The 18,028-nt window shown below is 72.5% G+C and carries 19 protein-coding genes; 12 read left to right on the forward strand and 7 right to left on the reverse strand.

Annotated features, from left to right (window positions below; translation table 11 throughout):
• Positions 1-1,878, forward strand: a 1,878-nt coding sequence (locus tag ABT369_RS46820) for an NAD-glutamate dehydrogenase domain-containing protein (RefSeq protein WP_350623177.1), incomplete at its 5' end; no start/stop codon positions are given.
• Positions 1,879-1,895: 17 nt separating this feature from the next.
• Here the strand turns inward: ABT369_RS46820 and ABT369_RS46825 are convergent.
• Together ABT369_RS46825 and ABT369_RS46830 are read right to left on the reverse strand one after the other, a co-directional pair.
• Positions 1,896-2,366: a nitroreductase family deazaflavin-dependent oxidoreductase gene (locus tag ABT369_RS46825; protein WP_350623179.1), complete on the reverse strand. Its 471-nt coding sequence runs from the start codon at positions 2,364-2,366 to the stop codon at positions 1,896-1,898.
• Entirely contained in the window at positions 2,363-3,109 is a 747-nt protein-coding gene (locus ABT369_RS46830; RefSeq protein ID WP_350623181.1) for a hemerythrin domain-containing protein, read from the reverse strand. The genes ABT369_RS46825 and ABT369_RS46830 overlap by 4 nt, the downstream gene beginning before the upstream one ends.
• A gap of 58 nt (positions 3,110-3,167) precedes the next feature.
• Here ABT369_RS46830 and ABT369_RS46835 point away from each other — a divergent pair, with 58 nt between their 5' ends.
• The 8 genes from ABT369_RS46835 to ABT369_RS46870 all read left to right on the forward strand — a co-directional run bounded on the left by ABT369_RS46835 (position 3,168) and on the right by ABT369_RS46870 (position 11,433).
• Complete coding sequence (locus ABT369_RS46835) at positions 3,168-3,797, forward strand: TetR/AcrR family transcriptional regulator (RefSeq protein WP_350623183.1); 630 nt, start codon at positions 3,168-3,170, stop codon at positions 3,795-3,797.
• A 178-nt stretch (positions 3,798-3,975) separates the two neighbouring features.
• Positions 3,976-4,614, forward strand: a complete 639-nt coding sequence (locus tag ABT369_RS46840; protein ID WP_350623185.1) for a choice-of-anchor M domain-containing protein — start codon at positions 3,976-3,978, stop codon at positions 4,612-4,614.
• Positions 4,615-4,623: 9 nt separating this feature from the next.
• A complete protein-coding gene (locus ABT369_RS46845) occupies positions 4,624-5,286 on the forward strand; it encodes a choice-of-anchor M domain-containing protein (protein WP_350623187.1) in 663 nt (220 codons plus the stop codon).
• The gene (locus ABT369_RS46850; protein WP_350623189.1) at positions 5,286-6,860 is read left to right on the forward strand and encodes an anchored repeat ABC transporter, substrate-binding protein; all 1,575 of its coding nucleotides are present in this window, start codon (positions 5,286-5,288) and stop codon (positions 6,858-6,860) included. Before ABT369_RS46845 ends, ABT369_RS46850 begins: the two co-directional genes overlap by 1 nt.
• A 23-nt stretch (positions 6,861-6,883) precedes the next feature.
• A complete protein-coding gene (locus ABT369_RS46855; RefSeq protein ID WP_350623191.1) occupies positions 6,884-7,828 on the forward strand; it encodes a choice-of-anchor M domain-containing protein in 945 nt (314 codons plus the stop codon).
• On the forward strand, positions 7,825-8,574 hold the full coding sequence (locus tag ABT369_RS46860; RefSeq protein ID WP_350623193.1) for an anchored repeat-type ABC transporter ATP-binding subunit: 750 nt from the start codon (positions 7,825-7,827) through the stop codon (positions 8,572-8,574). Before ABT369_RS46855 ends, ABT369_RS46860 begins: the two co-directional genes overlap by 4 nt.
• Before the next feature lie 4 nt (positions 8,575-8,578).
• The gene (locus tag ABT369_RS46865; RefSeq protein WP_350623195.1) at positions 8,579-9,448 is read left to right on the forward strand and encodes an anchored repeat-type ABC transporter permease subunit; all 870 of its coding nucleotides are present in this window, start codon (positions 8,579-8,581) and stop codon (positions 9,446-9,448) included.
• Positions 9,449-9,468: 20 nt separating this feature from the next.
• Entirely contained in the window at positions 9,469-11,433 is a 1,965-nt protein-coding gene (locus ABT369_RS46870) for a TIGR03773 family transporter-associated surface protein (protein WP_350623197.1), read from the forward strand.
• Here ABT369_RS46870 and ABT369_RS46875 read toward each other — a convergent pair.
• The 4 genes from ABT369_RS46875 to ABT369_RS46890 are packed head-to-tail and all read right to left on the reverse strand — an operon-like array spanning position 11,416 to position 14,277.
• Positions 11,416-11,817, reverse strand: a complete 402-nt coding sequence (locus tag ABT369_RS46875; protein WP_350623198.1) for a Fur family transcriptional regulator — start codon at positions 11,815-11,817, stop codon at positions 11,416-11,418. The two genes, ABT369_RS46870 and ABT369_RS46875, sit on opposite strands and share 18 nt — an antisense overlap.
• A 30-nt stretch (positions 11,818-11,847) precedes the next feature.
• Positions 11,848-12,900 carry an LLM class flavin-dependent oxidoreductase gene (locus ABT369_RS46880; RefSeq protein ID WP_350623200.1) on the reverse strand — a complete coding sequence of 351 codons (1,053 nt, stop codon included), beginning with the start codon at positions 12,898-12,900 and terminating at the stop codon, positions 11,848-11,850.
• Positions 12,890-13,282, reverse strand: coding sequence for an SCO5389 family protein (locus tag ABT369_RS46885; protein WP_350623202.1), 393 nt, complete (start codon positions 13,280-13,282; stop codon positions 12,890-12,892). Before ABT369_RS46885 ends, ABT369_RS46880 begins: the two co-directional genes overlap by 11 nt.
• Positions 13,283-13,299: 17 nt before the next feature.
• The gene (locus tag ABT369_RS46890) at positions 13,300-14,277 is read right to left on the reverse strand and encodes an ATP-binding protein (protein WP_350623204.1); all 978 of its coding nucleotides are present in this window, start codon (positions 14,275-14,277) and stop codon (positions 13,300-13,302) included.
• Between the two features lie 224 nt (positions 14,278-14,501).
• On the opposite strand from ABT369_RS46890, the gene ABT369_RS46895 reads away from it, so the two are divergent.
• Genes ABT369_RS46895 through ABT369_RS46905 form a run of 3 tightly spaced genes read left to right on the forward strand, consistent with a single transcriptional unit; the run spans position 14,502 to position 17,088 of the window.
• Positions 14,502-15,392: a metal ABC transporter solute-binding protein, Zn/Mn family gene (locus ABT369_RS46895; RefSeq protein WP_350623206.1), complete on the forward strand. Its 891-nt coding sequence runs from the start codon at positions 14,502-14,504 to the stop codon at positions 15,390-15,392.
• A complete protein-coding gene (locus tag ABT369_RS46900) occupies positions 15,389-16,195 on the forward strand; it encodes a metal ABC transporter ATP-binding protein (protein WP_350623208.1) in 807 nt (268 codons plus the stop codon). The genes ABT369_RS46895 and ABT369_RS46900 overlap by 4 nt, the downstream gene beginning before the upstream one ends.
• On the forward strand, positions 16,192-17,088 hold the full coding sequence (locus ABT369_RS46905; RefSeq protein WP_350623210.1) for a metal ABC transporter permease: 897 nt from the start codon (positions 16,192-16,194) through the stop codon (positions 17,086-17,088). The genes ABT369_RS46900 and ABT369_RS46905 overlap by 4 nt, the downstream gene beginning before the upstream one ends.
• A 195-nt stretch (positions 17,089-17,283) precedes the next feature.
• Here ABT369_RS46905 and ABT369_RS46910 read toward each other — a convergent pair whose 3' ends face one another.
• Positions 17,284-17,940, reverse strand: coding sequence for a hypothetical protein (locus ABT369_RS46910; RefSeq protein WP_350623212.1), 657 nt, complete (start codon positions 17,938-17,940; stop codon positions 17,284-17,286).
• Positions 17,941-18,028: the final 88 nt, after the last annotated feature.

Here is an 18,028-nt window from a genome sequence, read left to right on the forward strand (position 1 = left end):
GATGTGTTCGGCAACGGGATGCTGCTCTCGCCGTTCATCCGGCTCGTGGCGGCGTTCGACCACCGGCACATCTTCATCGACCCGTCCCCGGACGCGGCGACGTCGTTCGGGGAGCGGGCCCGGCTCTTCGCGCTGCCCCGGTCCTCCTGGGACGACTACGACAAGTCGCTGATCTCGGCCGGCGGCGGTGTCTACCCGCGGGCGGCGAAGTCGATCCCGATCACGGCGGAGGCGAGGGCCGCGCTGGGGATCCCGGCGTCGGTCATCGCACTCGCGCCCAACGAGCTGATCCACGCGATCCTGTCGGCCCCCGTCGACCTGCTCTGGAACGGCGGCATCGGCACCTACGTCAAGGCGACCGGGGAGTCCCACGCCGACGTCGGTGACAAGGCCAACGACTACGTGCGGGTCAACGGCCGGGAGCTGCGCGCGAAGGTCGTCGGCGAGGGCGGCAACCTGGGCCTGACCCAGCGGGGGCGCATCGAGTACGCGCTCAACGGCGGCCGCATCGCGACGGACTTCATCGACAACTCGGCCGGCGTCGACTGCTCCGACCACGAGGTCAACATCAAGATCCTGCTCGACCGCGCGGTCCTCGACGGCGCGCTCGACCCGAAGGACCGCGACCCGCTCCTGGCCGAGACGACCGACGAGGTCGGCGAGCTGGTCCTGCGCGACAACTACGAGCAGGCCAGGACCCTGGGCAACTCCCGCGCGCAGGCGCGCCTGCTGCTGCCGGTCCACAAGCGGCTCATCGCCGACCTGGAGCGCCGCGGCCTGCTCGACCGCGCGCTGGAGGGCCTGCCCACCGACGAGGAGCTCGACGCGCGTGCCGAGGCGGGAATCGGCCTGACCTCACCCGAGTTCGCGGTGCTGCTCTCCTACGTGAAGATCGTGCTCGAGCGCGAGATCCTCGACTCCGACCTGCCGGACGAGGAGTGGACCCACGACGTGCTGGTCGAGTACTTCCCGACCCCGCTGCGCGAGCGGTTCGCCGAGGCGATGGCCGAGCACCCGCTGCGCCGCGAGATCGTCACCACCGCGGTCGTCAACGAGGCCGTGAACCGGGGCGGCACGTCGTTCTTCCACCGTGCCACCGAGGAGACCGGGACCGGCGCCGCGGACATCCTCCGGGCATTCGTGGTGATCCAGGAGGTGTACGGCCTGGGCGAGCTGCGCCGCGCCGTCGAGTCCCTCGACAACCAGGTCCCGACGGAGGCGCAGACGGAGGTCTACCTGGGCATCCGGCGCCTGCTCGACCGGGCGGTCCGCTGGCTGGTCACCAGCCGGCGGCTCCCGATCGACGTGCCCGCCGAGATCGCGCGGCTGAAGCCCGGCATCGCCCGGCTGCTGCCGCAACTGGAGACGCTGTTCCGCGGGCAGGAGCGCGAGGCGCTACAGGCCAACACCGCCACGCTGCGCGGGCTGGGCCTGCCGGCGGAGATCGCGGACGCGACAACCCGGATCACGTACGGCTTCGGTCTCCTCGACATCGTCGAGGTCGCCTCGCAGACCGGCCGGGAGGTCAGCGAGGTCGCCAGGGTCTGCTACGTGCTGTCGGAGCGCTTCCGCATCTACGACCTGCTGTCGCGGATCGCCGACCTGCCCCGCGAGGACCGCTGGCAGACGCTGGCCCGCATGGCGCTGCGCTACGACCTCTACGCCGCGCTGGCCGCCCTGACGGCGGAGGTGCTCAACGAGACGGCGCCGGACGACGACGCCGTGGGCCGGGTCCACGAGTGGGAGCAGCGCAACGCCACGTCGATTGCCCGCACCCGCAACGCGATCGGCGAGTTCGGCGAGTCCCCGGGCGACCTGGCCGCCATCTCGGTGCTGCTCCGCCAGATCCGCACCCTGGTGCAAACCTCCGCCGCCTGACCGTCCCCGAGGCTCCGTCACATGGCGTCCGCCGCGTGCGGGCGCAGCCGGACGACGGCGATCCGGCGGCGTACCTTGGCCTGATAGCCCTCGTACGCGGCGAGGGACGCGACGAGCCGCGCCCACAGGGCGCTGCGCTGCTCGTCCCGCACCTCCGACGCGGTCACCCTGAGCCGCTCGCCGCGGGTCTCGACCACGGCGTCCGGGTCGGCGAGCAGATTCAGCCACCACTGCGGTTCCCGGTCGATGCCGCCGTTGGACGCGGCCACGATGTAGTCCGTGCCGTCGCGCAGGTACAGCATCGGCACGGTGAAGAGCTGACCCGAGCGCCGCCCGCGGGCCGTCAGCAGCAGCACGTCACAGCCGCGGAAGCGGTGCCCGATGCGGCCGTTGGTGCGGCGGAACAGGGCGATGTGCATCCGGGCCACGTTCCTGCTCACCCGGGTGAACATGCGGTCCCGGCGGCCGGTGCGGGTGTCCGTGCTCATGCGCCGGCCTCCGGTGCGACGTAGCGGAAGGTGCGGCGTTCGGCGCGGGCGAACCGCCGGACGAGGAGCCCTCCGACGGCGCGCAGGACGGGACCGCCGGGGATCCGGCGCACGGCGCGCGGCGGGAGGCCGTACATCACCCAGGCGAGCGCCGCGGGAACCTCGCGCGGGCTGTAGTCCGGCGTGAAGTGCTCCTTGTCGAGCCGCTCCCAGTCGTGCTGTGTGAGGTAGGCCTGGACGAGCGCCATCGCGTCACGCTCCTCGTGGGCGAGGTGGGCCTCGAGCCGGTCGCGCAGCTCGGTGACGTGCCCGGCGAGCGCCTCGCGCGTGTCGGCGGCGCCGGCGGTCCCGGCGGCCAGCCCGGAGAACCCGGCGCCGCAGGCCCGCAGCAGCGGATCGATGTGCTCGTGCTCGGCGGCCATCGCGTGCAGCACGGCGGCGTCCTCGCCACCGGCCGTGCGCTCCAGCAGCAGCGGCCAGAGCCCGGAGTCCTCGCCGTGGTGGTGCTTGTGCAGCACGCCCGAGAACAGTGCCCACCGGCGCTGGAGCCGCTTCCAGCACGCCTGGTCCCCGGCCGGGGTGGCGGCCGCGGCCGCGGTGAAGAGCGCGAGGTCGCGCCGGAACGCGTGGTGCATCAGGTACATGCCCGCCGGGTCGACGGGACCGGCGGGTGCGGCCGTCTGGCGGGGAAGGACGAGCTGCTCGACGTCGAGGGCGCCGTCCGGGCGGATCACGGCGGTCATGATCTCTCCTTTCGCTTGAGTCAGGATACTATGAATTGACTTCTGATAAAGTCAATAAGTGGTCGAAGGAAAGCGGACATACCAGTCGAAGATCCGTGCGCAGCAGGCCGAGCGGACGCGAAACGCCGTGATCGCCGCCGCCGCGGAGTGCTTCACCCGGCTCGGATACGCCGAGACGACGATGAAGGCCATCGCGGCGCACGCGGGTGTCTCGGCGCAGACCGTCTTCGCGCACGGCGGCAAGGCCGCGCTGCTGCTCGCCGCGGTCGACCGGAGCATCGCCGGCGGCGGCGACGACGTGCCGCTGCTCACGCAGGACCGGTTCCAGCAGATGCTGAACGCGCGCGACAAGGACGAGAAGCTCCGCCTGCTGCGCGGGATCACGCTGGACTGGCTGCCGGCGGCCGGGCCGATCCTGCGCTCGTTCCGCGAAGCGGCGCCCGGTGATCCCGAGATCGCCGCGGCGTGGGAGGAGTACGAGCGCCGCCGTCATCGCGACGCGGGAGCCATCATCGAGTCCTGCTCGCACCTGCTGCGGCCGGGGCTGACGGTCGAGCGGGCCACGGACATCTACTGGGCGGCCCTCGGCCCGCAGGTGGCGGACGCGTTCCTGCTCGGCCGGGGATGGGCGCTGACCGACTACGCCGACTGGCTCATGGACGCCATGGACCGCCTGCTCTTTCGATGACTCCCGCCGTGGCCCGCGTCCGGCGTCGAGGGCACCGCGGCCGGAACGCATGAAGGTATGGAGATATCACGTATCGACGCCTTGACGTCTTATTGAACATGAATACCATCTTCAACTAGCGCCGCGTGGTGCTGCTGAGGATGGGAGCTTGTGTATGCGTACGCGATCAGGGTTGCGGATGGCGGCATTCGCAACGGCCGCGACGATAGCGGCGGTCGCCGTGGCCGCGCCGGCGCAGGCGTCGCCGGTGACGGTCATCTCGGAGGGCCACGTCGACGCGGTCGATGTCGGCTACGAGGACGGCCACCTGCAGATCGTGATCCACGACGAGCGCACCGAGCCCGGCGCCGAGCTCGACCCGGCGCGCGTGGTGCTGGTGGCGAAGAAGGAGTCCGCGACGCAGGTGCCGAGCGACCCTGCGTTCGGCTTCCTGGGCTCGCCGGGCTCGACGGTGTACCTGCTGCCGGAGACCCAGGACGAGCGCCTGCTCTGGCCGGGTCTGTCCACTGAGGACATCGAGCCGGGCGTGTTCCGCAACGACGCGGTGACGATCCGCTTCAAGCAGGTCGTCGGCCCCGACGGCGTCAGCCTGTTCACGTTCGGCCCGGACGGCTCGCCGAACAAGCTGGTCGACAGCGAGGACGGCCTGCCCGACAACGTCACCCTGCTCGCCGGCGCCCACGTGCACAGCAACTGGGCGTTCGAGCGCGACGGCACGTACCGCATCAAGGTCGACGCGACCGCCAAGCTCGCCGCCACCGGCGCGACCGTGACGTCGCCCGCCGTGTGGATCACCTTCTGCGTCAAGAAGAAGTAGGGGACCCCGATGAGAATCCTCGCTCTGCTCACCGCCGCGACCGTCGGCGCCCTGGCGGCGGTGACGCTGGCGGCCGGACCCGCCTCCGCCGCGACGATCACCACCGGCCACGTCGACGTCCTCGACGTCGACTACGAGAGCGGCGCGCTGTCGCTGAACATCAAGACCAACGCGCCGCTCAGCCCGGTGACCGACGACCTGGACCCGGCCGCCACCGTCCTGCGGGTGCTGCCGTCGTGGACGACGACGGTGCCGTCGGGCGCGGCGTGGTCGTGCCTCGGCCCGGCCGGATCGACCATGTACGTGGCACCGCAGGCGTATGACGCCAACAAGCTCTACGCGGGCTGGGACACCGGCGACGTCGCCGCCGCGCAGGGCCCGGTCAAGCTCGAGCTCGTCAGCGTCGTGTCCAGCCCGGCCGGTGGCCGGTTCACGCTGTACACGACGGCGACGAGCGGCCTGTCCGTGGTGCCGACGTTCCGGCTCAACAGCAACACCGCGGCCGGCTGCGGCGTGCCGGTGTGGCCGGGCGGCATCGGCGCCGCCGTGCACGGCCACGGCAACTGGGCGTTCTCCCAGGCCGGCACCTACACGATCACGTTCAAGGCCACGGCCCAGAACGGCGCCGGCGCCACCTCCGGCAACGTCGCCTACACCTTCCAGGTCGGCTGATGCGCACCGCCGGGCGGCGGGCCCGCGTCCGCCGCGCGGCGGTGCTCGCCGTCGTCGTCACGCTGCTGGCCGGCTGCGCGGGCAAGCCGGTCCTGCGGGCGCACAGCGACCGGCTGCGGGTGGTGACCACGACCGGGCTGCTGCGCGACCTGGTCCGGCAGGTCGGCGGCGACCGGGCCGACGTCGTGTCGCTCGTGCCCGACGGCGGTGACCCGCACACCTACGAGCCGACCCTGCGCGACGCCCGCAACGTCGTCTACGCCGACGTCGCCTTCAGCAACTACGCGCTGCTGGAGGAGCACAACGTCATCAAGACCCTCGACGCCGACCTGCGCCCCGGCGCGACCAGCGTGTCGCTCGCCGAGGAGTCGGTGAAGTACGCCGCGGAGCTCATCCCGCTGGTCGAGCACGCCAACCTCGACACCGTCTGGCTCGGCCTGCGGGTCCGCGGCGACGGTGCCGGGCTCGGCGCGACCCGGGCCTCCGACGTGCTCGTCACCGCGACCGCGCTCAGCGGCCCCGGCCGGCTCTACGCCTACCTCACCGGGACCTTCGGCGACACCGACGTGTACTTCGACTCCTCCGACGGCCTCTCCTCCGACGGCCTCCGCGACGACACCGCGACCCTGCCCGCGGACGCGCACACCCACCTGTCGTGGGCGTTCACGAGACCGGGCGTCTACCGGCTCACGCTCCAGGCGAGCCTTCGGGTCGCGGACACCGGCCCGGCCGTGCCGCTGGGGGAGGCCACCTACACGTTCGCGGTCGGCGTCAATCCGGCGGGCGCCGGCGTCCCTGGTGCGACAGTCCTGGACGCGGGCCACGCCGACCTGACCGTGGACGTGGACACGGGCCGGCTCGGGGTGCTCCACGACCCGACCGGCGGCGGGGAGCAGGCGCAGCGGTGGTACACCGCCGACCAGGTCGTCGTCGACGTGCCGGGCAAGGCGCTCGCCGAGGTCCCGCCCGGCCCGCAGTTCCGCTTCCTGGGCCGGCCCGGGACGCCGGTGTACCAGCTGCCGCAGGCCGTGCTCGGCAAGCACGTCCACGGCGAGATCGACCCGCACCTGTGGCAGAACGTCCGCAACGGCATCGCCTACGTGAAACTCATCCGCGACACCCTCATCGGCCGTGACCCCGCCGGAGCGCCCGCCTACCGGGCCAACGCCGAGCGGTACCTGGCCGAGCTGCAGGCCACCGACGACTACGTGCGCCGGACCATCGCGGCCATTCCGAAGGCGAACCGGTACCTCGTCACCACCCACGACGCCTTCGGCTACCTCGCCGCCGCCTACGGCGTCACGGTGGCCGGGTTCGTCACGCCCAACCCGTCCGCCGAGCCGTCGCTGGCCGACCGCCGCAAGCTCACCGAGACCATCCGGCAGCTGCGGGTGCGGGCGGTCTTCCTCGAGCCGAACCTCAGGGCCCGCTCGTCCACGCTCACCCAGGTCGCCGCGGAACAGGGCGTCCGGGTGTGCCCGATCTACGGCGACACCTTCGCGGGCCCCGTGCGGACCTACGTGCAGATGATGCGGTTCAACGCCGACTCACTGCTGACCTGCCTGGGCTCATGAGCCCCCGACACTTGGAAAAGACGATGCAGCATCGGTACCGCACGATCGTCGCCGTGCTCGCCGCGGCCCTGGCGGTGGGCGTCAGCCCGCCCGCGGCCTGGGCGAGCCCCTCGGACGATCCGCAGCTGAGCCAGAGCCTCGATCCGGACCAGCAGATCGTGCACGGCGAACGGGTCCTGCGGACCGGCCACGTCGACATGGGACCACGGTTCGACAACGGGCGCTGGCGGTTCCTCATCCACGACGACGCCCGCAAGGCCGACCCCGGCGCGGCCAGCGTGTGGCGCCACCCCGACGAGACCGTGCTGCAGGTGGCCGACGTGGCGAGACTGCCGGTCCCCGCCGACCCCGCCTACGCCTTCATCGGCGCCGAGCCCGCGACGCCGGTGTGGGTCGTCCCGCAGACGCAGAACCCCGACGTCGTCTGGGTCGGCTGGAACACCCAGGACCCGCAGGTGATGCAGCGCGTCGACCGCGGCGTCACGCTGTCGCTGACCGGCGTGCAGGGGCCCGGCGTCGTCACCGTCTACCTGCACTCGGGCGACTTCGGCAAGCCGCAGGTCCTGTGGGACTCGCGCAGGGCCGAGCCGCAGCCGGTGTGGGTCGACGTGAACACGCACACGCACGCGAACTGGGTGTTCACCAGGCCCGGCGCGTACCTGCTGCGGCTGGAGGTCAAGGCCCAGCTCCGCGACGGCACCACAGTGAGCGACACCCAGTTGATCCGCTTCGCCGTGGGGACCGCGACGCCGGCCGCCGACGCGCTCGCCGCGACCTGGTCCGGATCGGCGGGCCCCGCCGCACCGGCCCCGCTGCCGGGCACGTCCGAAGCGGCGCCGAGCCCGTGGCCGTTCGTCGTCATCGCCGTCGTCATCGCCGTCGTCCTGGTCGCCGGCGTCGCGGTCGCGGCCCGGGCCCGGCGCGCCCGGCGCCGGGTCTTCGCCGCCCGAACCGGAGCCGGCCGATGAGCGCGGGTCTGGCCGTGGCCGGCCTGGACGTCGACCTGAGCGGCCGCCGGGTCCTGACGGCCGTCGACCTGAGCGTGGCGCGCGGCGAGCTGGTCGGCCTGCTCGGCCCGAACGGGGCCGGGAAGACGACGCTGCTGCGCACGGTGCTCGGCCTCGTCCGGCCGGCCGCCGGGCGGGTGACGCTCGACGGCGCGGACGTGCGGGCCGGACGGGCCCGGATCGGGTACGTGCCCCAGCGGCACGAATTCGCGTGGCAGTTTCCGATCTCGGTCGCCGATGCCGTCATGACCGGGCTGACCGGCCGCCTCGGCCTGCTGCGCCGCCCGGGCGAGTCCGCCTGGCGGGCCGTCGCCGACGCGCTGGACCGGGTCCGGCTGACGGACCTGGCCGACCGGCCGATCGAACAGCTCTCCGGCGGCCAGCGCCAGCGGATCCTGGTCGCCCGGGCCCTCGCCCTGCGGCCGGCGGTCCTGCTCCTCGACGAGCCCTTCACCGGGCTCGACATGCCGACCCAGGAACTGCTCGCCGAGCTGTTCACCGACCTGGCCCGGGAGGGCCGTTCCGTGCTCATGACCACCCATGACCTGGCCGGGGCGCTGTATACCTGCGACCGCGTCGCCCTGCTCAACCGTACCGTCGTCGCCACCGGAACCCCGGCGGTGCTGGCGGCCGACCCGGCGGCGTGGATGCGCACCTTCGACGTCTCCGGGAACAGTGCGCTGCTGCGCATCCTGAAGGCGGTCTGAGCGAGTGAACCCCGTCGAGTTCCTCACCGATCTGCTCAACCCGGACCTGGCGTTCCTGCCCAAGGCGCTGGCCGTCGCCGTCATGTCCTCGGTCGTCTGCGGCGTGGTGGGCTGCTACGTCGTGCTGCGCGGCATGGCGTTCATCGGCGACGCAGTCTCCCACGCGGTCTTCCCCGGCCTGGCCGTGGCCTTCGTCGTCTCCGGCAACCTGGTCCTCGGCGGCTCGATCGCCGGCATCCTCACGGCGATCCTGGTCGCGGTCTTCGCCCAGAACCGGCGCCTGCGCGAGGACACGCTCATCGGCGTGCTGTTCGTCGCGGCGTTCGCGGTGGGCATCGTCATCATCTCCCAGGCACCGGGCTACGCCGGCTCCCTGCAGCAGTTCCTGTTCGGCTCGATCACCGGCATCCCCACCTCCGACCTGTACGTCGTGGCGGGCACCGGGACCGCCGTCCTGGCCGTGCTGTTGCTGTTCCACAAGGAGTTCGTCACGATCTCCCTGGACCGGGAGAGTGCCCGCGCGATGGGCGTGCGCGTGTTCTGGCTCGACCTCGTCCTCTACGTCATCGTCACGCTGGCCGTCGTCATCAGCGTCCAGACCATCGGCAACATCCTCGTCCTGGCGCTGCTGGTCACCCCGGCGGCCACCGCCCGGCTGCTGACCGACCGGCTCGGCCGCATGATGGCCATCGCCCCCGCCGTCGGCGCCGGCTGCGCGCTCGCCGGCCTGTACGTCTCCTGGTCCTGGGACCTGCCCACCGGCGGCACCATCGTGCTCGTCCTCACCGCGGCCTTCCTGACGGCATGGTTCCTCGCACCTCGCCGCGGCCTCCTCGCCCGGCGCCGGGCACCACGGCCGCACACCACCGACTGATGCAAGAAATGAGGTTCCTGATGCGACGCGCGCTGCTGCGCCATCCCATGCCACGCCGGGTCATCGCCGCCGGCGCCACCGTGGCCGCCCTGGTGTTCGCCGGCCTGTGGGCCCTCACGACGCCCGCGGCCGCGGCCGGCCCGCCGGTCAGCGGGCAGCGCCGGGTGCTCAACGACGTGCACACCGACGCGCTGGACGTGCGGTGGAACGACGGGCAGATGCGGCTGCAGACCCGCGTCGGCTACGAGCCGTTCGAGTACGAGGACCCGGCCCGGATCGTGTTCCAGCTCCGCGACACCCCGGACACGCAGGCCCAGGTGCCCGACGACCCCGCCTACGCCTTCCTCGGCCCGCCCGGCACCCCGGTGTGGCTGGCCCCGGAGACGCAGAACCCGGCCGTGATCTGGCCGGGCTTCGACACCGAGTCGATCGCGCCCGGCACGTTCGCGGGGGACACGGTCGACCTGCACCTGCGGGGCGTCAGCGGGCCGGGCACCCTCGAGGTGTTCTCGTTCAACCCGGACGGCACCCCGGCCCGGATCTTCTCGGCGGCCGATCCCGCGTACACCACCAAGACGCTGCAGACCGGCGTCCACGTGCACACGAACTGGTCGTTCACCGCCCTGGGCTGGTACACCCTGACCTTCGAGGCCACCGCCACCACCCCCGGCGGCGACAAGGTGCACTCCGGCCCGGTCGACTACACCTGGTACGTCGGCGGCGTCGCCGCGACCGACCTGGTCCCGATCACCACCACGGCGGCCCTCACCGCCGCCCCGGACGCCGCCCGGGCCGGTGACCCGCTGACGCTCACCACGCAGGTCACCCCGCCGGCCGCGAACGGCTGGGCGGAGTTCCTCGACGGCACCACGCCGCTCGGCACCGCCGACGTCGTCGACGGCACCGCGACCCTCGTCACCTCCGCCCTCGCCGCGGGCGACCACACGCTGACGGCCCGGTTCATCCCGCGGTTCGACAACCACTACGCCCCGGCGACGACACCGGCCCGGCCGCTCACGATCGCCCCCGGCTCCGGCCCGTCGCCGAGCACATCCGCGTCGCCGAGCACATCCGCGTCGCCGAGCACATCCGCGTCGCCGAGCGCGACCCGCTCGCCGTCGACGAGCCCGACCGGCACCACGCCGCCGCCGACCGAGGACACGACGACCGCGGTCCCCACGACCACGACCGGCGCCGGCACCCCGGCCCCGACCCGCACGACCTGCGTTCCGACGACGAGCACCACCACCGGCGGGGTCGTGCTCGACCAGGGCCACGTCGACTACGCCGCCCGTGTCGTCAACGGGGAGCTGGTGTCGCAGATCAAGGACGGCACGAAGGCCGGCTCGACGGTCTGGCGCAGCCCCGCGGACGTCGTGTTCCACCTGACCGACCAGGCCGCCGCGAAGGTGCCCAGCGGACCGTTCGACTTCATCGGCCCGGCGAACACCCCGATCTGGCAGATCCCGCAGACCCAGCAGCAGGGCGTGCTGTGGGCCGGCTGGAACACCGAGGAGATCACCACCGCCCAGGTCACCGGCCCGGTCACCTGGAAGCTCACTGGCGTGAACGGCCCCGGCGCCCTGTCCGTCTTCGAGTACGACTCGTTCGGCCAGCCGAAGGTCATCTTCAACAGCAAGGACGGCCTGCCGGACAGCTACGCCGTCCCGCTGGGCACCCACGCCCACGGCAACTGGGTGTTCACCGCGGCCGGCGCCTACCGGCTCACCTTCACCCAGAGCGCGACGCTGGCGTCCGGCAAGCAGTCGAGCGCCACGCAGGTGGTCACGTTCGCGGTCGGCAACACGGACCCCAGGGCCCTGCTGCCGAAGAAGACCACCACGACCGGGTGCGGTTCCGGCGGCCGGTTGCCGACCACCGGCGTGTCGCTGCGGGGACCGCTCTACGGCGGACTGTCCATGCTGGCCGTCGGCGTGGCGCTGGTGATGCTCGCCTCGACGCGCCGGTCAGCGGCTGCAGCGTGAGCAGGTGCCGAAGATCTCCAGGGTGTGCCCGATCTCGGTGAAGCCGTGCTCGGCCGCGATGCGTTCGGTCCAGCGCTCCACGGCCGGGCCGCGGACCTCGACGGTGGCGTTGCAGGAGCGGCAGACGAGGTGATGGTGGTGGCTGGCGCCGCAGCGGCGGAACAGCTGCTCGCCGCCCGGCAGCCGGGTCGCGTCGACCTCGCCGGCGTCCTGCAGCAGCTGCAGCGTGCGGTAGACCGTGGTCAGGCCGACCTGGGCGCCGCGCTCGCGCAGCAGTGCGTGCAGCTGCTGCGGCGTGCGGAAGTCCGCGATCTCGTCCAGCAGGGCGAGGACCTCGAAGCGTTGCCGGGTGTTGCGGGTCGCGCCGCTGATGATGTCACTCATGGCAATCCCAGCATATGTCGCGGAGCGGGATCAGTGAAGGCGGCGCAGCGGCGGCAGGACCTCGCGGCCGAGCCGCTCGATGTTGGCGAGGGTCCGGGCGGGCTCGCCGGCCCCCTCGACCATGAGCAGCAGCCGCCGCACCCCGGTGGCGCCGATCGTCGCGGCCAGCCGTCGCACGCACCGTTCCGGCGGCCCGACCGGGTGGATCGCGAGCAGGTGTTCCAGGTAGGCGGCGAGATCGCGGCGCGGCGGTGCGGTCCCGTCGAGGCGCGGCGATCCGCCGGCGGTGGCGAGCCAGCCGGGCATCGTGCGGCGCAGCACCGTCTCGGCCTCCTCGACGGTGTCGGCGACGAGGGCCAGGTGCGTCGAGGCGTGGCCGGGCGGGGGAGCCCCGGCGCTGTGTGCGCAGTACCGATGCAGCATCCCGGTTTTGGTGTTGTCGGCGTCGTGCATGCCGAGCAGGAGCGGCAGGCCCCGGGCCGCGGCCAGTTCGACGGTCGAGGGCCCGGTGGCCGCCACCCACACCGGTGGCCGGCGCGCGGCGATCGGGACCATCGGGACCTCGCGGAACGGGAACCGGTCCCCGTCGCCGGTGATGGTGGCGGCGCCGGAGAGACCGGCCAGGAGCAGGTCGAGCGCGGCGGCGAACCCGTCGTGGCCGTAGCGGTCCAGGCCGGTGCCGAAGACCTCCAGGTCCACCCACGGGCCGCCGCGGGCGACGCCGAGGTCGAAGCGGCCGCCGGAGACCGCGTCGAGCAGGGCGGTCTCCTCGGCCAGGGCGACCGGGTGCCGGGTGGGCAGGATGGCCGCCGCGGTGCCGACGCGCAGCCGGGCCGTGCGCCCGAGCAGATGCCCGGCGAGGGTCACCGCCGACGGGCACGTCCCGTAGGCGCTGAAGTGGTGCTCGGCCAGCCAGACGCCGTCGAATCCGGCCCGCTCGGCCGCCATCGCGTAGTCGACGGCGGCGCCGAGCGCGTCGGCGTGGGTGCGGCCCGGGAACAGGCCGGCGAGCAGGAACAGGTCGATCCGCGGCGCCGGGCCGGAGTCGGCCGGCCCGGCGCCGCGGTGCGGTTCAGCAGTCACGCAGTTCCGGCGACTGGTTGAGCAGCTGCCCGCGCGGCGAGACGAACGCGCGGTAGCGATCGCCGCCGACCGCCGACGGCGTGAACGCCGCGACGCGGTGGCAGTTCTGGAAGGCCAGGGTCACGCCGAAGTGCCGCTCGAGGCCGCCCCGGATGGCGTCGCTGGCCAGGGCGCGCAGGAGCTGGCCGCGCTCGGTCTCGCTCGGCGGCGGGACGCTGTGGTCGGCGAAGTCGCCTCCCTCGGTGTGCAGATCGGCGACGACACCGCTGATGACCGTCCAGGCGTACGGGAGCGACTCCCGCACGCACGCGACGAACTCGGCGTCGTCGACCGGGCCGGCCTCGGCGCGTTCCAGCAGGGCGGTGGGGACGTTGAGCGACATGTGCTCCTCCTCGGTTCTCAGCGCGCGGCGACGGTCGCCGGTGCCAGGGTGAAGCCGGGCGCGATCTGGTCGGTCAGGTCGGTGCCGGCGCGGTCGTTGCCCCACGCGAGCGCGTTGCGGGTGTGGAACTCGGCGGCCTGCTCGGCGTACCGGATCCAGTCCTTCGTCGATGCGTCGAGCGCGGCCTTGAGCTCGGCGAGGGCGTGCGCGTTGGCCGGCTCGAGCTCGTCGATCGGGAGGTGCCGGCCCCGCTCGGCGGCCTTGACGAAGCCGGATCGGCCGAACCAGCACAGCAGGTCGTCGCCGGCCTCGGCCCGCAGGAACTCCACGTCCTCGGCGTCGTCCACCTTGTTGCCGACCACGACGACGCGCACGCCGTGGTCGCGGGCGTAGCCGACGTACTGCCGATAGACCCCGACGCTGCGCACGGTCGGCTCGCACACGAGGAAGGTGAGATCGAAGCGGGTGAACAAGCCCGACGCGAACGAGTCGGCGCCGGCGGTCATGTCGACGACGGCGTACTCGCCGGGCCCGTCGGCCATGTGGTTGAGCAGCAGCTCCACCGCGCCGACCTTCGAGTGGTAGCAGGCGACGCCGAGGTCGTCGGCGGCGAACGGGCCGGTGACGGCGAGGCGCACCCCGTTGATCGGCCGCACGAGCCGTTCGTACAACGGATTCGCCTCGGCCACGCCGACGATCCGCGAGCCGGGCCCGGGCGGCGTGGTCTTGAGCATCGCCGCGGCGGACGGGATGCGCGGGTTGTCGCCGCGCAGGTACTCCTTGATCTCGCCCAGACGGTCCCCGAGCGCGGGCAGCAGCGCCGCCTCGTCCGGGTCGGCACCGAGCGCGACGGCCAGGTGCTGGTTGATATCGGCGTCGAGGGCCAGCACGCGCGGGGCGTCTTCGTCCGGAGCGCTGACCGCGAGGAAACGACAGAACAATGCGGCGAGGGTGGTCTTGCCACTGCCACCCTTGCCGACGAATGCGGCTTTCACCCCTTGTTGGTATCGGTTTCCATTTCCGGAGTCAAGCCGAACCGCGGAACGGCAACCAGCGCCTCCGACATGCAGGTATGCGCTTATAGCAATGGATTCGCGGGCTTGATCGCGCCGGTGTCCATCGCCTAAGGTCTTCTTGGAAACGAATTTCATTACGAATTGCTGCAGAAGGTGGGCATAGCGTCGTGGCACGTCGAGGTGTGAGATGGGGAGCCGGCGTCTTGTCGCTGGCGATGTTCCTGACCGCGTGCGGTTCGTCCTCGTCGGGGGAGCCGGCCGCGGCGCCGTCCGGCTCCGCCGGCGGGGCGGCGGTCTCGGTCGTCGCGTCGACGAATGTCTACGGCGACATCGTCAAGCAGATCGCCGGTGACCGGGCATCGATCACGTCGATCATCAGCAACCCGGACGCCGACCCGCACTCGTACGAGGCGAACACCCGCACGCAGCTGGAGCTGTCGAAGGCCAAGGTGGTCGTCGAGAACGGCGGCGGCTACGACGACTTCGTCGACACCATGCTGAAGTCCGCGGGCGGCTCCCCGAAGGTGCTCAACGTCGTCGACATCTCGGGCCGGAAGGCCGAGGGCGGCGGGGAGCTCAACGAGCACGTCTGGTACGACTTCCCGACCGTGCAGAAGCTCGCCGACCAGCTCGCGGCCGCGCTGGGCGAGGCCGACCCGGCGGGCGCGGCGACCTACACCGCCAACGCCGCCACGTTCAAGCAGAAGGTCCAGCAGCTGCAGGCCCGCGAGGCGGCGATCAAGGCCGCCCACACCGGCGCCGGGGTGGCCGTCACCGAGCCGGTGCCGCTGTACCTGCTCGAGGCGTGCGGCCTGGTCAACAAGACGCCGGAGGAGTTCAGCGAGGCGATCGAGGAAGGCACCGACGTACCGGCGAGCGTCCTGCAGGAGACGATCGACCTCTTCGCGCACAAGGACGTCGCGCTGCTCGCCTACAACGAGCAGACCACGGGCCCGGAGACGGAGAAGGTGCTCAACGCGGCCAAGGCGGCCAACGTCGCCGTCGTGCCGGTGACCGAGACCCTGCCCGCCGGCAAGGACTACCTGACCTGGATGGACGGCAACCTGACCGCGATCGGGACCGCCCTCACATGACCACCCGCACGGCACTGGAACTGCGCGACGCGGCGCTGCGCTACGGGCGGCGCACCCTCTGGAGCGGGCTGAACCTGCGGGTCGAGGCGGGCGAGTTCGTGGCCGTCCTCGGCGCGAACGGCTCCGGCAAGACCAGCTTCCTGCGCGCCGTCCTCGGCCTGCAGCCACTGGACTGCGGGACGCTGCTGGTCGCCGGCCACCCGCCCCGGCAGCGCCGCGACGACGTCGGATACGTGCCGCAGCAGCGGCACATCGACCCGCTGGTGCCGTTGCGCGTCCGCGACGTCGTCGGCCAGGGGCTCGACGGCCACCGGTGGGGCACCGGATGGCCGAGCCCCGGCCGTCGCCGGCGCATCGACGAGGTCCTGGCCGCGGTCGGCGCGACCCGGTTCGCGGACATGCCGATCGGCCTGCTCTCCGGCGGCGAGCAGCAGCGCGTGCGCATCGCCCAGGCCCTCGTCGCCGACCCGAAGCTGCTGCTGTGCGACGAGCCGCTGCTCTCGCTCGACATGCGCAGCCAGCGCACCGTCACCGCCCTCGTGGACAGCCGGCGCCGCGGCAGCGACACCGCGGTCGTCTTCGTCACCCACGAGATCAACCCGGTCCTGCCGTACGTCGACCGGGTGCTCTACCTGGCCGGCGGGCAGTTCCGGATCGGCTCCGTCGACCAGGTGCTCAACTCCGCCACCCTGAGCGAGCTGTACGGCATGCCCATCGAAGTGCTGCACACCGGAGGACGGATCATCGTGGCGGGCCTGCCCGAAACCGCGTCGGACGCCCATCACGCCCCGAGCATCGCATGACCGGCTCGGGGGTCTGGGACCAGATCTTCAACTTCGCCGACTACCCGCAGCTGCTGGCCCTCGTGCACAACTCGCTCATCGCCGGCGCGATCCTCGGCGTGGTCGGCGGCCTGATCAGCACCTTCGTCATGAAGCGCGACCTGCCCTTCGCCGTGCACAGCATCAGCGAACTGTCCTTCGCCGGCGCGTCGGGGGCGCTGCTGCTCGGCGTGAACGTCGTGGCGGGCTCTCTGTTCGGCTCGATCCTGGCCGCCGTGGTCATCGGCGCGCTGGGCACCCGGGCCCGGGACCGCAACTCGATCATCGGCGTGCTGATGCCGTTCGGCCTCGGCCTCGGCGTGCTGTTCCTCGCCCTCTACAAAGGACGGTCCGCGAACAAGTTCGGCCTCCTGACGGGGCAGATCGTGGCGGTCGACACGCCGCAGCTGTCGTGGCTGATCGCGACCTCGGCGATCGTCCTGCTCGGCCTGGCCCTGATCTGGCGCCCGCTGAGCTTCGCCAGCACCGACCCCGAGCTCGCGGCCGCCCGGGGTGTCCCGGTCGCCGCCCTGTCGACGGCCTTCATGCTGCTGCTCGGCCTCACCGTGGCGATGTCCGTCCAGATCGTCGGCGCGCTGCTGGTGCTCAGCATCGTGTGCACCCCGGCGGCCGCGGCCATGCGCGTCACCGCCTCGCCGCTGCTCGTCACGCTGCTCAGCGTCGTCTTCGCGGTCGGCTCGATGGTCGGGGGCATCCTGCTCGCCCTCGGCAGCACCATCCCGATCAGCCCGTACGTCACCACCATCTCCTTCACCATCTACCTCGTCTGCCGGCTCGTCGGCTTCTACCGCGGCAAGCACGGGTGGTCGAGACCGCTGCGTCCTTTACCCGGCGTTCACGGGGCAACGGTGTGACGCCCATGGTCATTCCGGGTGGTTGACGGTGCCTGACCCGGTGCGGAACGGGCTGGTGACTCCGGTGTAGCCGAGGTGCAGGATCATGCCGTTGGCGGCGTGTTCGCACGAAACTGGCCCCCGGCGCGACCGCGTCCTGGGTCACCCCCGCTACACCATTCGCGGCACCTGTGGCGTCTGTGCCGGTCAGGCCGGTCACGCTGATCCCGCCATGGTGCTGATGCCCGCCGCACGTCCGCCGCCGGTGTCCACGGCACCGCCGGTCATGCTGCTGCGCGCCGGCAGCACACTCGCCACGGACAGGCCCACCGCCACCGCGCCGACCACCGCCACACCACCGGCTGCCCGCGCCGCTCCGCGCCACCGTCCGGCCCGCGCGGGTGCCTGATCGCGCCGGAGCCCCCGGTACGCCCGTCCCAGCGCCGACACCCCGAGGACCGCAAGGCCGGCCACAACGGCGGTGCCCGCACCGGCCAGCAGCGCCACGGCCGCGACGAGAACGACACCGATCGCGCCGGCCACCGCGGCCGCGCGATACCGTGCCGCCGCCTCGCCCGGCGGCTTGCGGGCCGGGCGTAACCACACCAGGTACACCGCGGCCGCCACCACCAGGGCCGGCACCACGAACACCAGACGGGGCCCGGCGAACTCCCATCCCCAGGGCAGCAGCAGGACCCCGGCGACCAGCCGCAGCACCGCCCCGCCGAGCAACAGCACGAACGCCACCGCCGACGTGCGCGACGGCCGCGCCGCGGCGGCCTGCGGGCCGGTCCCGGCCCACCACGCCACCACCGCAGCGGGCAGCTGCAGCAACGCGACCACCATGTCGGTGTAGTGCACCCACGCGAACACGCCATCGCCTCCACCCCGCACCGTCGATGCGCCCGGTGCCCACGTCACGCGGACGGTACCGCGACCAACGTCGCTGCGAGCCGGCAAC

The organism is Dactylosporangium sp. NPDC000244 (assembly GCF_040300725.1).
In the GTDB taxonomy this organism is placed as follows: Bacteria; Actinomycetota; Actinomycetes; order Mycobacteriales; family Micromonosporaceae; genus Dactylosporangium.

Bases quoted from the DNA above. Each gene is read 5' to 3' on its own strand.
- ABT369_RS46900 (WP_350623208.1), top strand. From the start codon at position 15,389: ATGACCACCCGCACGGCACTGGAACTGCGCGACGCGGCGCTGCGCTAC.
- ABT369_RS46870 (WP_350623197.1), top strand. From the start codon at position 9,469: ATGCGACGCGCGCTGCTGCGCCATCCCATGCCACGCCGGGTCATCGCC.
- ABT369_RS46905 (WP_350623210.1), top strand. From the start codon at position 16,192: ATGACCGGCTCGGGGGTCTGGGACCAGATCTTCAACTTCGCCGACTAC.
- ABT369_RS46885 (WP_350623202.1), bottom strand. From the start codon at position 13,282: ATGTCGCTCAACGTCCCCACCGCCCTGCTGGAACGCGCCGAGGCCGGC.
- ABT369_RS46860 (WP_350623193.1), top strand. From the start codon at position 7,825: ATGAGCGCGGGTCTGGCCGTGGCCGGCCTGGACGTCGACCTGAGCGGC.
- ABT369_RS46830 (WP_350623181.1), bottom strand. From the start codon at position 3,109: ATGACCGCCGTGATCCGCCCGGACGGCGCCCTCGACGTCGAGCAGCTC.
- ABT369_RS46845 (WP_350623187.1), top strand. From the start codon at position 4,624: ATGAGAATCCTCGCTCTGCTCACCGCCGCGACCGTCGGCGCCCTGGCG.
- ABT369_RS46825 (WP_350623179.1), bottom strand. From the start codon at position 2,366: ATGAGCACGGACACCCGCACCGGCCGCCGGGACCGCATGTTCACCCGG.
- ABT369_RS46840 (WP_350623185.1), top strand. From the start codon at position 3,976: ATGGCGGCATTCGCAACGGCCGCGACGATAGCGGCGGTCGCCGTGGCC.
- ABT369_RS46875 (WP_350623198.1), bottom strand. From the start codon at position 11,817: ATGAGTGACATCATCAGCGGCGCGACCCGCAACACCCGGCAACGCTTC.
- ABT369_RS46855 (WP_350623191.1), top strand. From the start codon at position 6,884: ATGCAGCATCGGTACCGCACGATCGTCGCCGTGCTCGCCGCGGCCCTG.
- ABT369_RS46850 (WP_350623189.1), top strand. From the start codon at position 5,286: ATGCGCACCGCCGGGCGGCGGGCCCGCGTCCGCCGCGCGGCGGTGCTC.